This window comes from Dehalococcoidia bacterium (assembly GCA_030018455.1).
In the GTDB taxonomy this organism is placed as follows: Bacteria; Chloroflexota; Dehalococcoidia; order DSTF01; family JALHUB01; genus JASEFU01.
In genome coordinates, this window is the sequence record JASEFU010000008.1 from 34,282 (window position 1) to 48,377 (window position 14,096).

13 protein-coding genes are annotated in these 14,096 nt (G+C 66.4%); all 13 read left to right on the forward strand.

Annotation, left to right across the window (positions count from 1 at the left end; translation table 11 throughout):
• Positions 1-83: 83 nt before the first annotated feature.
• Complete coding sequence (locus tag QME71_09400) at positions 84-1,496, forward strand: polysaccharide biosynthesis tyrosine autokinase (protein MDI6858513.1); 1,413 nt, start codon at positions 84-86, stop codon at positions 1,494-1,496.
• A complete protein-coding gene (locus QME71_09405) occupies positions 1,496-2,122 on the forward strand; it encodes a class F sortase (protein MDI6858514.1) in 627 nt (208 codons plus the stop codon). Before QME71_09400 ends, QME71_09405 begins: the two co-directional genes overlap by 1 nt.
• A gap of 79 nt (positions 2,123-2,201) precedes the next feature.
• Positions 2,202-2,777: an Ig-like domain-containing protein gene (locus tag QME71_09410; GenBank protein MDI6858515.1), complete on the forward strand. Its 576-nt coding sequence runs from the start codon at positions 2,202-2,204 to the stop codon at positions 2,775-2,777.
• Positions 2,778-2,887: 110 nt separating this feature from the next.
• Positions 2,888-4,789, forward strand: coding sequence for a DUF4012 domain-containing protein (locus QME71_09415; protein ID MDI6858516.1), 1,902 nt, complete (start codon positions 2,888-2,890; stop codon positions 4,787-4,789).
• Positions 4,790-4,800: 11 nt separating this feature from the next.
• Positions 4,801-5,367 carry a D-glycero-beta-D-manno-heptose 1,7-bisphosphate 7-phosphatase gene (gene gmhB, locus QME71_09420; GenBank protein ID MDI6858517.1) on the forward strand — a complete coding sequence of 189 codons (567 nt, stop codon included), beginning with the start codon at positions 4,801-4,803 and terminating at the stop codon, positions 5,365-5,367.
• A complete protein-coding gene (locus QME71_09425; protein MDI6858518.1) occupies positions 5,364-6,134 on the forward strand; it encodes a nucleotidyltransferase family protein in 771 nt (256 codons plus the stop codon). The genes gmhB and QME71_09425 overlap by 4 nt, the downstream gene beginning before the upstream one ends.
• Positions 6,135-6,166: 32 nt before the next feature.
• On the forward strand, positions 6,167-7,198 hold the full coding sequence (locus tag QME71_09430; GenBank protein MDI6858519.1) for a GHMP kinase: 1,032 nt from the start codon (positions 6,167-6,169) through the stop codon (positions 7,196-7,198).
• A gap of 2 nt (positions 7,199-7,200) precedes the next feature.
• A complete protein-coding gene (locus QME71_09435; GenBank protein ID MDI6858520.1) occupies positions 7,201-8,625 on the forward strand; it encodes a sugar transferase in 1,425 nt (474 codons plus the stop codon).
• Complete coding sequence (locus QME71_09440) at positions 8,622-9,344, forward strand: SIS domain-containing protein (protein MDI6858521.1); 723 nt, start codon at positions 8,622-8,624, stop codon at positions 9,342-9,344. Before QME71_09435 ends, QME71_09440 begins: the two co-directional genes overlap by 4 nt.
• A gap of 51 nt (positions 9,345-9,395) precedes the next feature.
• Positions 9,396-10,964: a murein biosynthesis integral membrane protein MurJ gene (gene murJ / locus QME71_09445; protein MDI6858522.1), complete on the forward strand. Its 1,569-nt coding sequence runs from the start codon at positions 9,396-9,398 to the stop codon at positions 10,962-10,964.
• Between the two features lies 1 nt (position 10,965).
• Positions 10,966-11,688 carry a class I SAM-dependent methyltransferase gene (locus tag QME71_09450; protein MDI6858523.1) on the forward strand — a complete coding sequence of 241 codons (723 nt, stop codon included), beginning with the start codon at positions 10,966-10,968 and terminating at the stop codon, positions 11,686-11,688.
• Positions 11,681-12,862, forward strand: a complete 1,182-nt coding sequence (locus tag QME71_09455) for a polysaccharide pyruvyl transferase family protein (GenBank protein ID MDI6858524.1) — start codon at positions 11,681-11,683, stop codon at positions 12,860-12,862. The genes QME71_09450 and QME71_09455 overlap by 8 nt, the downstream gene beginning before the upstream one ends.
• An 11-nt stretch (positions 12,863-12,873) precedes the next feature.
• Entirely contained in the window at positions 12,874-14,088 is a 1,215-nt protein-coding gene (locus tag QME71_09460) for a glycosyltransferase family 4 protein (GenBank protein ID MDI6858525.1), read from the forward strand.
• Positions 14,089-14,096 lie beyond the last annotated feature (8 nt).

The window sequence follows — 14,096 nt, forward strand, 5'->3', positions numbered from 1 at the left end:
GCGGCCTCTTGCGAATAGGCGACCATCTTTCAAGCGGCGCCTCGGCAGGCGCGACGCACCTACCGTGGTAGAAAGGAAGCTCCATGGGATTCGCTCGCTATCTCTCGCTTCTACGCCGGTGGTGGTGGCTCCTCTGCCTCGGCACTCTCGTCGCCGGGGGTGTGAGCTACGCCGTGAGCAGGACCCTTACCCCCGTATACAGCGCCAGCGCTACCCTCCTCGTCAACCAAACGCAGGTGCCCGGCACAATCGCCTATAACGACATCCTCACCAGCGAGCGGCTCACCCGCACCTACAAGGAGCTGATCGAAAAACGGCCCGTCCTCGAAGAGGTCGTCGACAGGCTCGATGTCCCGTTTGGCTGGCAGGAGCTGGCGGGGATGATAACCGTGAGCGTTGTCCCTGATACCCAACTCCTGCGTCTCTCGGTGGAGAATGCCGATCCCGCCCTTGCCAGCCGTCTCGCCAACTCGACCGCTTCCGTCTTCATCGAGCAGAACACGGCGAACGAGCTTTCGCGCCCGGGCGACGTGAGCATCATCGAGGCGGCGACGCCGCCGTCCTCGCCCGTTAGCCCGAACGTCATACTGAACACGGCCGTTGCCGCTTTCGTCGGCCTGCTGCTGGCTGGCGGCATCGCCTTCCTCTTCGAGTACCTCGATGACACCGTGAAGTCGACGGAAGACCTGGAATCGGGCGGACTTGTCTGCCTCGGCGGCATTGCCCGCTTCCACCGGACGAGGCACCCGCACGATAACCTCGTCGCCGGCAGTCGGTCGCGGCACCACCTCGCCGAGGCGTACCGCATCCTGCGCACGAACGTCCAGTTCAGCACCATCGACCGCCCCGGCCAGACCCTCCTCGTTACCAGCGCTAACCCGGGCGAGGGGAAGAGCACGACGGCCGCCAACCTCGCGCTGGTGATGGCGCAGGCGGGGAAGCGCGTCCTGCTCATCGACTCCGATCTGCGCCGTCCCTCGATCCACCGTCTCTTCGGCCTCGCCAACGACAGGGGCCTGACCAACCTGTTGCTTTCGCCGCACCCCTCGCCGAACGGCTGCGCTCAGGTCACCCGCCACGACAACCTGGCGGTGATAACCAGCGGACCGCTCCCGCCTAACCCGTCTGAGCTGCTCGCGTCAAAGCGGTTCGATGCCCTTCTCGACAACATCAAGACCCAGGCGGACGTAATCATCTTCGACAGTCCTCCCATGCTGGCCGTCACCGACGCCAGCATCCTCGCCGCCAAGGCTGACGGCGCCGTGCTTGTCGTTGACTCCAGCCGGACGCGCGCCGAGGCCCTCCAGAGGGCGAAGGATGCCCTGCTGCGCTCGAAGACGCAGCTCCTGGGAGCGGTGCTGAACAAGCTCAAACTGCGGGGAGCGGGCGACTACTACTACCACTACTACTATGAGTCGCCTGAGAAGGAGTCGAAGCGCAAGCGCGCGAAAAGGACAGGCAGCCGCGTCGAAAGCGGCGTCGCAGGAGGGCGCTGATGCGGAAGAAAGGACGGCGCCTCCGGCTAACGCTGGTCGCCGCACTCGCGGTCGCAGGCATCGTTTTCTTCGCGTTGACTGTGACTGACGGAGGCGAAGACAGGCGCAGTGCCGCTGCCCTGCCGTCTCCGGGGAGCGGAGACGCCACCCTCACCCCGACCCCGCCCGGCGCCGAGGCCGTCGCTTCCGTGCCGGCGCGTCTCGTCATCCCCCAGATTGGCGTCGACGCGCCCGTGACCGTGAAGGGAATCGACGCCGCGGGGGTGATGGAACCGCCCGACGGACCGGAGGACGTCGCCTGGTACGCCTTCACCTCTCGGCCGGGAGAGGGCAGCAACGCCGTCTTCTCCGCCCACGTCGACTACCACGATTACGGGCCCGCCGTCTTCGCGCGGCTGGGCGATTTGCAGAAGGGCGATCTCGTGGAGGTGCGCCTCGCCGACGCCTCGGTCTACCGCTACGCGGTGGTGCTGAGCCGCGTCTATGAGACCGCCGTCGCCCCCACGGAGGAAATCGTCGGGCCGACCAGTAGAGAGGTTGTGACGCTCATAACCTGTACCGGCCGGTTCGATGGCGTGTCCCGGCAATACAGCCATCGACTGGTCGTCCGGGCTGAGCGTGTGTAACTGGAGGTGAAACGGGCCGCAACGCGAGGAGAGGCGAGAGGCCGGTTTCACCGCGGTAGCAGAAGACAAGGAGGACGTCATGAAGTGGTTCAGTCTCAAGCTAGCCGCTCTGGGTATGGTGGCGGTGCTGCTAGGGCTGGTGTCTGTGCAGTCGGCAGCCGCCAACTACCCGCCGCCGGCAGGATCGGCGACCCTCAGCGCGTCGGCCACGACGGCGGCAACGGGCACTGACGTGGCCCTGACCCTGACGGTCGTCGACAGCGCGGGCAGCGCCCTCGCCGGCAAGGCCTGCACGCTTTACGTCGCCAGCCAGCCCGGCTCCGACGCGAGCGTCAGCCAGAGCGGCTCCACGACGGACGCGAACGGCGTGCTCACCGGAAGCCTCTACACGGGGACCACGCCCGGCGCAGTGCAGGTCGTCGCGAACTGCGGCAACCTGTTCGCCGGCGTCACCGTGTTGGTGTCCGGCGCCGTCGTGCCGCCGCAGGCGCCCGTCGAGCCGGTAGGGATCACGTTGCCGCCGACCGGCTTCGCGCCCGCGGCCGGGACGCTGTGGACCGGCATCGTCGCCGCCATGCTGTGCGGCGGGATTCTGGCCGTCGGCGCCGGCTGCGCCCTGCGTCTGGCAGGAACCCGCGTCAGAGACAACTCGTAGGGAAAACCAAAAGCCGGAGAGCGTGTCGTAGCCTGAGCGGGCTCGCTCTCAGCGGGCCCTCGAGAGGACCGGTGGGAGCATTGGCAAGAGCAGGGAAGCACAAACGCAAATTGCCTCTGCTCCTGCTCGCTCTCGCGCTGACGGCAGCGCTGGGCACCCTCGCCCTGCTGCACTACCGCGGCCTCTACAGCGACGCGGAGGGCGCAAAAGACCTCCTGCTCGCCGCCCAGGAATCGCTGCGGGAAAGCAGGCTGGATGCGACCGCCGCCGACCTGGAGCGGGCCGAGGCCGACCTGACGGAGGCTGAGGCAGGTTTTCGCCGCACCCGCGACTCCCTCCGCAGCGACCCGCTGCTCCGGCTCCTGGCATGGACGCCGTGGCTGGGCGAGCAGGTCGATGCGGCCGAGGAAGTGCTGGCGATGGGCGCCGAAGCGAGCGCCATCGGCCTCAACGGCGTGGCCGTGGCCAGGGAGTATCAGGCCGTCCGCTCTGAGCAGGACAGCCGGATTACTGAGAAAGCGATGACTTTACTCGACAACGTAGAGCCGCACATGACGGCGATGAACGCCGCGCTCAACAGCATACTGGCGAGGCGGGAACGGCTTGACGGCCATCCGCTCCTGCCGCCGCTTCGCAGCGCCGTCGCGGAAGTCGATAAGCGTCGCGGCGAACTGGAGGAACTGGTCGACACCTACGAGGAGGCGGCCGCCCTCTTCCCCGATTTCCTCGGTTTCAACGGGCCGCGCACCTACCTCGTCCTCGCCCAAAACAACGCCGAACTGCTGCCCACCGGCGGTCTCATCTCCGCATATGGCGTCGTCACCTTCAATCAGGGCCGCGTCGAGGAGATGACGTTCGCCGATGCCATCGCCTTTGGAGAGCGCTGGCAGGAGGAGACGGGCGAGTACGTCGAGCCGCCGGCGCCCCTCAAGCAGTACCTGCTCAAGGACTATAGCTGGAACCTCGACGTGGCCAACTGGTCGCCCGACTTCCCGACGGCGGCCCGCCAGGCGCTCTTCTTCTTCGAGAAGGGCGGCGGCCGCCCCGTCGACGGCGTGATCGGAATAAACGTGAGCACGCTGCAAGAGCTGCTTTCGGTGACCGGCCCTGTGACTGTGGAGGAATACGGCGTGACCGTCAACACGGAGAACGCGCTTGAAGTAACGGAGGCGCTGACGCGCACGCCCCTCGAGCCGCAAGGCGACAGGAAGGCGTTCGTAGCGTTTCTGGCGGAGGAGATGCTCCAGCGCCTCATGCGCCTGCCGTCCGACCGCTGGACGCCGCTCCTCGACGCACTGGAGGAGCTGCGCGACGAGAAAGAGGTCCTCTTCTATTCGCTTGACCCGCAGCTCCAGGCGGTGGCGGAGAGGATGGGCCTCGACGGCGGTCTCCGCGAAACGCCGGGCGACTATCTCATGCTCGTGGAGGCGAGCGTCAACAGCACCAAGCTCAACATCGTCATCGATCAGGAGATCGAAGTCCGGTTGGCGCTCGATGACCTCGGCAACGCCGAAAAAGAGGTGCGCGTCCGCTATCGCAACGACCTCCCGTCGTGGGAGCAGGGACGCGACCCCGATCTTGTCCGGCGGCTCATGCTTGACGGCCTCTACGGCGGCTACCTGCGCCTCTTCACTGCCGCCAAAAGCCGGCTCGTTAGCGTGGAGATCGACGGCGCGGAGGCGGGCCCGAGCGAGATCGGGGAGGAGCAGGGAAAGGGCGTTTTCGGCCGGTTCTTCGCGTTGCCGAGCGGCGCCGCGAGAGAAGTGGCGTTCCACTGGGCAACGCCTGCGGTCGTCGATTTCCGCGGCGAGCTTGCCGAGTACCGTCTGCTGTTCCAGAAGCAGCCCGGCGCGGCGGCCGCGCCGCTCATGGTGACCGTTTCGATTCCGCCCGGCGCGGAGCTGGTGTCCCTCGAGCTCGACGGCAGGGCGCTCGAGGACGCCGGCTTACGCGTCCGGACGGATCTGTCGCGCGACCGCGAGATCGTGGTCAAGTACAAGCCTGTGGGCTGAAGGAGGGGCGAATGAAGCCCTTGACAGTCCTGATCGACCGGGACGGGGTCATAAACCGCAACCGCAACGATTACGTGAAATCATGGGAGGAGTTCGAGTTCCTGCCCGGATCGCTGGCGGCGCTTAAGTCGCTTGCCCAGCGGCGCGCGCAGGTAATCGTTGTCACCAACCAATCGGTAGTGGGACGGGGCATCATCTCGCTCGACGAACTAGAGGAGATACACGCCTGCATGCGGGAGGAGATCGAGCGGCGCGGCGCCTACGTCGACGCCGTCTTCTGCTGCCCGCATGCGCCCGAAGAGGGCTGTTCCTGTCGCAAACCGCAGCCGGGCCTGCTGGCCGAGGCCCTAGAGCTCTTCGACGTCGACAAGCAGCGCTGCTACGTCGTCGGCGACAGCTTCAGCGACCTGCTCGCCGCCCGCGCGCTCGGGCTTCCGTTCATCCTTGTCCTCACCGGACGGGGACGGCATGAGCTGGCGCATCAAGCGGGGTGCCTTCCCAGCCTTGTCGCCAGCGACCTTCAAGCGGCCGTCCGCTGGATCCTGAGGCAGGAACGATCGGCAGAGGAGGCGGCATGAAGGCGATGATCCTGGCGGCGGGAGAAGGCACGCGCCTGCGGCCCCTGACCATCGACCGCCCCAAGCCCATGCTCGATCTCGCGGGCCGGCCCCTGATCGCCCACCTCATCGAGCTGCTCCGCCGCCACGGGGTGACGGAGATAGCGGTGAACCTGCACCACAGGCCGGAAGCCTTGCAGTCCTATCTGGGCGACGGCTCCGCCCTTGGCGTCCACGTCACCTACTCGTATGAGGACACGCTGCTGGGGACGGCGGGCGCAGTCAAGAAGCTCGCGTCTTTCTTCGACGAGACGTTTTTCGTGCTCTACGGCGACGTCCTCACCGACATGGACCTTTCTGCTCTCGCCGGGTTCCACCGGCGAGCCCGCGCAGTCCTCACGATCGCGCTTCACCGCGCCGAGGACCCGACCCGCTGCGGCATCGTCGAGATCGACGGCAGAGGCCGGGTGAAGCGCTTTGTCGAGAAGCCGGAGATGTGGGAGGTCTTTTCGCCTTGGGCGAACGCGGGCGTGTATGTGGTGGAGCCGGAGGCGCTGCAGCGGGTACCGGAGAACTCATTCTTCGATTTCGGGTCTGATCTCATCCCTCTTCTCATCGAAGCCGGAGCGCCGGTGATGGGGTACGTCAGCAGCGGTTACTTCCTCGATATCGGTTCGCCGGCGCGCTACCGGCAGGCCCAGTCGGATCTGGCGTCCGGCCTGCTGATGAGTTTTCCTGACGAGGTTCCCGTCGTTGAACGAATGGAGAGCATGCAGAGCAGTGGCTAGGAGTTTGCGTCATGTTATTGGCAAGAGCGCCAGTGAGGATAAGTTTCGCCGGCGGCGGCACCGATCTTGAAGATTACTACGCCCGCTACGGTGGGATGGTAGTGAGCGCTGCAATCGATAAGTACTTCTACGTCTTCGTCAGCGCCAACGGCGGCCAGGGCGTTCACATCGGCTCCTCCGATTATCGCTGCTTCCACCGGTGGTCGGGGAGAAACGGCGGGCACTGGGACGGTGACCTTCGTCTACCGCGCGCCATCCTGGACGAGTTTGACATAAGTGGAGGGCTGTCCATCTTCCTCGCCTCTGAGATACCGCCGGGGACGGGTCTCGGCTCGTCAAGCACCGTCGCCGCCGCGCTCATAAAGGCGCTCAGCACCCTCACCGGCCACCGGCTCGATCCGATCCAGATCGCGGAAACGGCCTATCGCGTGGAAAGCGGGAAGCTGGGGCGGCCCTGCGGCAAGCAGGACCACTATGCGGCGGCCTTCGGCGGGCTGAACGCGATCTACTTCGAAAGCAGCGGCGTCCGCGTGGAGCCTCTGGACATCGATCTCGAGACGCGGGAACGCCTCTGCGAACGTCTCCTCCTGTTTTTCCTCGGCCGCTCGCGCAACGCCAGCGAGATCGGGAAAGCCCAGCAACAGGCGACGCGCGAGGGGAAACAGGACGTAATCGAGTCGCTCCACTATCTCAAGGAGACCGCCCGCGTGGCCCGGGAAGCGCTGAAAAGGGGCGACCTGCCGGTCCTGGGCGAAGTGTTGCGCGACTCCTGGGAGCGCAAGAAGAAGCTGGCCAGCGGCGTCAGCAATCCGCACATCGACGAGATATACGAACGGGCGCTGGCTAAAGGCGCCGTCGGCGGCAAGATTACGGGTGCCGGCGGCGGGGGCTTCCTTCTCCTCTACTGCGAGCCCCCGTACAGGGAACAGGTGTGCAAGGAGATGGAAGCGCTCAAGCTTTACCGAATGGACTTTCACTTCGACACAGGCGGCGCCCGCGTGCTCATGAACTCGGTCTCCGGAAACGGACACGCCGCCGCCGTCAATTGTCTGCAGGGTTCGTAATCATGTTCAGGGCAAGACACGCGGTCATAGCGGCACTTCTGGCGGGCGACCTGCTGATGCTGGCGGGCGCGCTTGCCCTCGGGCTCGCCCTCGACCGCGGCCTCTTCGATCCTTCATCGCCGACGACGGCCGGCGTAGCCTTCGCCGCCGCGCTACCGCCGCTCATGCTCGTGTTCTTCGCCTTCAACCGGCTGTACGACTCCGATACCCTTTTCGCCGGGCACAGCGAGTACGCGGCCATCGTCAAGGGCAGCGCCACCGGCGGCGCGCTGTTGCTGATAGCCGCCTTCCTCTCCGATCAGCTGGTTTCGAGGGGCAGTCTGGTGTTGCCCGTGCTCTTTTCCGCGCCGTTCGTGATCGGTTGGCGCTTCATGGTCCGGCGGCTCGTCTTCCGGTTGCACGAAGCGGGCCTCTTCGTCCGGAAGTGGCTCATCGTGGGCGCTGACCAGCACGCCGCGGCCGTCGCCCTCCATCTCAACGCGCCGAAGTCGAAAGGCATCCGCGTCGTCGGCTTTCTCGATGACTACCGGCCCCTAGGAAGCCGCGTCACCGACGGACTCTCCGTGCTCGGCGACCCGCGCTCCGCCTTCAAAGTGGCGCGTGAACAGGGGGCGTCGGCGATCGTTATCGTGCCGCATGCCATCGGTTGGGAGAGCTACCGCGACCTGCTGGAAATGGCGACGGAGAACGAGGGGATCAGGATTAAGGTCGCGCCCGGACTGCAACATCTCGTTCTGATGGGCGCACAGATGACGGACAGCAGCTTCCTCCCCATCGTGCGGTTGCAGCCGTTGCGCATCACCGGACTCAACGCGGTCCTCAAGCGGTCGCTTGACTACGTTGGGTCGCTGCTGCTGTTGGTTTTCGCCGGGCCTGTCGTGGCGCTTGGATGGCTGGCGTCGCGCTTGGGCGGCGGCGGCCCGGTCCTTCTGCGGCAGGCCGTTATCGGGCGAAAGAAGCGTCCGTTCACCCTTCTGACGATCGCTGCGCCAAGCGGGCCGCCGCCGCCGGGGCTGCTGCCGGGACTGGCCTGGGCCTGCCGTAACCGCATATCCTCGGGACGCCTCGCCAAGCTCCCCAACGTGCTCAACGTGCTCGGCGGCCACATGAGCCTCGTCGGCCCGCGCGCCCTGCCCGAAATGGAACGCCTCGAAGAAGACTGGATGCGCAATTTGCTGCTCGTGCGCCCCGGCCTCACCGGCCCCGCCGCAGGTTCCTCCGGCAGGGATGGGCTGGAAGAGCAAACACTTAAAGATGTCGCCTATGTCCGCAATTATTCTCTCTGGCTCGACCTTCGCCTGCTGTTCGCTTCTTTCAAGCGGATGCTGGCAGGGGAGCGAAGCGTCCCGGCGTCCTACACATCTGTGCACATTCACGGCAAGTCAGGGTCCAGCGTCGTAACAGAGATCGCAGGGAGAGCAACATGAGACCGATCAGACTGGGAAACCACAGAGGCAGCAAGAACGGCGGGAGGGGACGATCGCCGAACGGCGAGCTGCCGCGCACGCGGGTCCTTTTCCTGCTTGAGGAGTACCTGCGGCAGGTGCAGGACACCCTGGAACTGCTGCCCCTCGTTGACCTGGCGAGAGTGGGCGAGGAGCTGCTGCGGGCGCGCGCCCGCGGAAGAACGGTATACGTTATGGGCAACGGCGGCAGCGCCGCTACCGCCAGCCACGCCGTCGCGGACTGGATGAAGCCCAACAGGCGCGGCAATTCGGGCTGCCTGCGCACGTTTTCGCTGGTCGACAACGTCTCCCTGGTGACGGCGTGGGCGAACGACACCTCGTTCGATAACGTCTTCGCCGCCCAGCTTGAGTCGCTGCTCAGACCCGGCGACGTCGTCGTCGCCATTTCGGGCAGCGGCAACTCCCCCAACGTGCTCCGCGCCGTGGAAACGGCGACGAAAGCAGGAGCCGTCACTATCGGGTTCTCCGGTTTCAGCGGCGGAAGGCTCGGCAGGGTGGTCGACATCGACGTCGTCGTGCCCTGCGACAACCAGAAGATGATCGAGGACATCCACGTGATTCTGGTACACGCCCTTACGTCGGTTCTCGTTCAGAGCGCCGAGATGGACGTCCGAAAGGAAGCGGAAGAGATCGAGGACGAAGAGGTCGAAGAGCCGGCGACGCAGAGCGCGGCCGGCTAGGCGCGTCGCGCGGACTGCTGCCGGGCGCTCGATCGTCGTGAGGACTGAAGCATGAAGAGACTTTACGGTCTTGTGGGTGTCGTCGGAACGCTGACCCTCGCCGGCAGCGTCCTGGGATACGTCCGCAACGCCTCGATTACGTCCGTCTTCGGCCTCTCCGGCGACTCCGACGCCTACTTCGTCGCCATCTTCCTGCCCAACATCCTCCAGGCCGTCCTCGTTCTCGGCGCGCTGGCGCCCGCGCTCGTGCACGTCTACGTCAACTACGTCGAGGCGGGCCGGCCGGACGACGCGCGGATCACCTTCAGCTCCGTGCTGAACCTCGTCGCCGTCGTTGTCGGGCTCATTGTGCTTACCGGCGTGTTCTTCAGCCGCTCGCTTGTGGGCGTCATCGCGCCCGGCCTGTCGAACGAGAGCGCGGACACGAGCGCCGGGCTTATGAGCTTCACCCTTCCGTTGCTGCTGCTCCTCTGCCTCGCCGGCGTGCTGGGTCCCGTGCTCAACACGAAAGACCACTTCTTTACGCCCGCTCTCAACTCGTTCATCATCAACGCCTGCACAATTGCCTTCGTCGTCATCGGCGGCAAAAGAATCGGAATCGAGGCGGCGGCTGCCGGCGTCTTGCTGGGTGGCGTACTGCACGTCGCCCTCCTGCTGTTTTTCGTAAGGCGTAAGGGCATCGCCTACTCCCTGAAGATGCGCCTCGGCCATCCCGGCGTGAGGCGCGTGCTTGTCCAGTCGGCGCCGGTGGTGCTCTACATGGGCATCGCCTACTGCGCGCCCCTCCTCGACCGCGCCCTCGCCTCGATGGCCACGGAGGGCGGCGTTTCGATCGTCACCATCGCCGTGACGGTGTTTGTGCTGCCCACCATCGTCTTCAACGGATCGCTCGGCATCGTCCTCTATCCCCAGCTTGTCCGCGACGCCGCCACCGACCGCGAGAAGTATGCGCGTACGCTTGCGCAGGCGGCGAGGGTGTTGCTGGCGGTGCTCATCCCTGTCTCCGTCCTCATGGCCGCCGCCTCCGTGCCGCTGATGCGCCTCGCCTACGGGCCCGGCGACGTTTCTTCCTCAGACGTCCACACCGGGGCGGCCGTCCTCGCCATCTATCTTGTCGCCCTCTCTTTCGTCGGCCTGACGCAGATCCTCCAGAAGGCGATCTACGCTGGGGGCGACTTCACGACGCCGCTCAAGGTGGAGCTGATGACCCTTGGCTTGTACGCGACGGCGGCGATTGCCCTCAGTCACGTCTGGGCGCTCGTGGGCCTCGCGATGGCAAGGGCCGGCCACCACATATTGACCACGTTCGTAATGTTCCGGATGGTGCGCCGTGTGCGCGAAGTCCCGTCGTTGCGACGCCTGGGGCTGTTTGCGCTCCGCCCCCTTCTGGCGAGCGCGCCCGCCGTCGCCTTCTATGGCGTCGCGTTCCTGGCGCTCGACCGCGCCTATCCTTCTCCGTCGTACCTTCTGATGGGGGTAGAGCAAATGACCCTGCTGCTGCTGGCGGGGGGCGTGTATTTGGCGGCCGCGTCGTTCCTGCGGGTCGAGGAGGTGCGCGTCCTGTGGCGACTCGCGCCGACGGGGCGGCGGCAGGCGGCAGTAACGCAGGAGGCGGCGTGAAATGACAATTGGAGAGGCAGGAACGGCGGTAACGAGCGCGCCCGCAGGCGGGTACTCGCAGGAGTACTACGACGCCCGTGGCGGCCCCATGTTTCGCCTGGAGATAAGGCATCTGCTGGCGCTGGCCGCTCCGTCGCGGGATGACAGGGTGCTGGAGCTTGGCTGCGGCGCCGGCCTCCTGCTCGCCGCCTGCCATCGTGAACGCCGTGCCTCCCTCACGATGGGAGTGGACGTAAACCATACCGCTGTCTCGCTGGCCAGTCGCGTCGCGCCCGTGGCACTTGCCGATGCGACGCGTCTTCCCCTGGCCAGCGGCAGCTTTCAGGCTGTCGTGGCGCAGCACTTGATCGAGCACTTCGAGCGGCCGGAGGAGGCGCTGCGCGAGTGGTATCGCGTCCTCGCCCCCGGTGGGCGGGTCGTCGTCGCTACTCCTAATGCCGCCTACCCCGACCCTGCTCTATTCGATGACCCGACCCATCATCACGTGTATCTGTTGCATGAGCTGCGCCGCCTGTTCGAAGAGAGCGGATTCCGCGTGGAGCGCTGCTATACGTTGATGCCCTTTCTGGGGAACCGCCGGCTCACATGGGCCGCAACAAAGCTATTTGGCGGCGCGTTGCCCGCCCTGCGCTTCCTTCCTTACTTCCGCACACGCGGCCTCACCCTGTTCCTATCGGCAACGAAAAGGGAGCGGCCTGAACGACGTGAGGGTGACGATGAGTAGGCTCATCCTCATGGCCGGCGCGTTCGGCTTTGGCAATCTGGGCGATGACGCAATCGCCCTGGCGACCTCCCGCCTTCTCGCCGAAACCGCCGTCGATACCCAGACCGTCATTCTCGGGAACACGCGCGTCGCTATCCGGCGCTTCACCGGGCTCGACGGCGCCCGCCTCTCCTGGCGGTCTCCCCGTCAGACCGCCCGTCTCATCGCGCTCATCCGGAGGTCATCGGCTGTCCTCATTGGCGGCGGAGGTCTGCTCCAGGACGTGCTGCCGCACTTCTACCGTCCCTATCTGCTGCTGGCCGTTGTGGCGAAGGCGCTGCGCCGGCCGGTGATGTTCTACGCCGTGGGGGTGCATCCACCGCGCACGTCGGTCTTCCGGCAGACGTTGCGTCTCGCCGCCAATGCGGTTGACGTTGTGACGGTCCGCGACGAGTTCTCGGCCCGCAACCTGCGACGGGCGGGTGTACGCCGCGACGTGACCGTGACAGCCGATGCGGCAATCGTCATGGCCGCGGACGGGCCCGCCGAGCGCGCGTCGAAGAAGACGCTGATCGGCGTTTCGCTGCGGCCCTGGTTCCATCTCGACCCGATCCGTCGCGGCGGCGACCCGGCGCGCCTTGTCGATTCACTGGCGCAGTGTCTGGACGCCGTAGTCGAGGCCGCGGGCGCCCGGCTGCTCTTCGTCCCTCTGCAGCACGGCGGCGCGGACGACGACGTGGCGTCTCAGCGAGAGGTGATATCGCGCATGCGGTACGCGCACGAGACCGACACGGCAACCTGCCACACTCCTTTCGACGCGGTCGCTGCCATCAGCCACTGTGACATCGTTCTCGGCATGCGGCTGCATTCAAACGTACTGGCGGCAGCCTGCGGCGTGCCCAGCATCGCCATCGCCTACGACCCGAAGGTGCGCGAGTTCATGAAACGACTGCACTGCGAAGAACAGGTCGTGGGCCTCGATGAGCTGCGGCCGGCGGAGGTGGCAACGCGCGTCCGCGCGGCGCTCGAGTCGCGGGACGAGATCAAGGAGCGAATACGACCCCACGTAGAGGAGATGCAGGCTTCGGCGCGCGAGTGCGCCGCGATGGCGGCAAGGCTCGCTGGCGCGACGCTTCTGCCTTCCTGGCTGCGAAGCGGCGATAACGACGCCACGGCTTGTCAGGAGGCCGCCTGAAAGGACGAGCGATGAAGATCGCGATACTGCTCTCTGATCTGACGGTGCAGGGCGGCGGCGACCGCCAGGCCGTCTATCTCGCCAGGGAGCTTCAGGAGATGGGGCACGACCTCACCGTCTACACCCCCGCGTTCGATGGGGGCTGCTACCCCGACGTCTGCTCGCGGTTGCGCATCGTCGTCACGGGGAAGCACCCGTCGGCGGCGCTGATGCCGTCGCGGCGGCTGCGCGCCTTCCTCGATATGAGGCGCATGGCCCGCGGGATCGAGGACGGGTTCGACGTCCTCAACCCGCACCACTGGCCGCCGCATTGGGCCGCCGTCAGCGCCGCCCGGCGCATGGCCCGCCGGCCGGCCATCGTCTGGATGTGCAACGACCCGCCCTGGCCGCCGGACGCGGCTCGGGGCCTCTCGCCGCGCGCGCTCTTGCGCCGCCTCTTCTTCCGCTACGACTCCGCCGCCGTGCAAGAGATCGACCGCGTCGTCGTCCTCTCCCGCTACGCGAAGGGAATCCTCGACGCGACGTACGGGATCGACGCGGCCGTCGTGAGAAGCGGCGTGGATATCGAGGCGCTGCGGCTCGGCCCGGGAGGGGACGCGGGCGAGATCAGGCGGCGGCGCCGCATACCGGCAGACTGCTTCCTCGTCCTCGCTCTGGGGATACTGATGCCCCATCGTCGCATTGAGGACGCCCTCGAAGCCGTGGCCTCGCTCCTCAACGAGGGGCGGCGGCTCCATCTGCTCATCGCTGGCTCTCCGGAGCAGTACCCCGAGTACGCGTACAGCCTGCGCGAGATGGCGCGCCGCCTGCGCATCACGGAGCACGTCACCTTCGCGGGCGCCGTCGACGAGAACGAACTGAAGCTCTACTACCACGCCTGCGACGCCTTCCTCTTTCCGAACGAGAACCAGACCTGGGCCCTCGCCGTCATCGAGGCGATGGCCTGCGGGAAACCGGTCGTGGTGTCGCGTGGGGCCGCCGTGCAGGAGGTGCTGGAAGACGGCAAGACCGCGCTGCTCGTCCCTCCGCGCGATCCTGACGCCATCGCCGCTGCCCTGCGCCGATTGATGGACGGACCCGGGCTCGCGGCGCAGGTGGCGGGGAACGGACAGCGCTTCGTGGCCGATACGTTTTCCTGGCGGCGCTACGCCCAGTCGATGCTTGCGATATTCGAGGAGCATGTCGCGAAAGGCGTTGTGGAGGCGGCGGGGGAGAAGGCGGCGTAAATACGGTT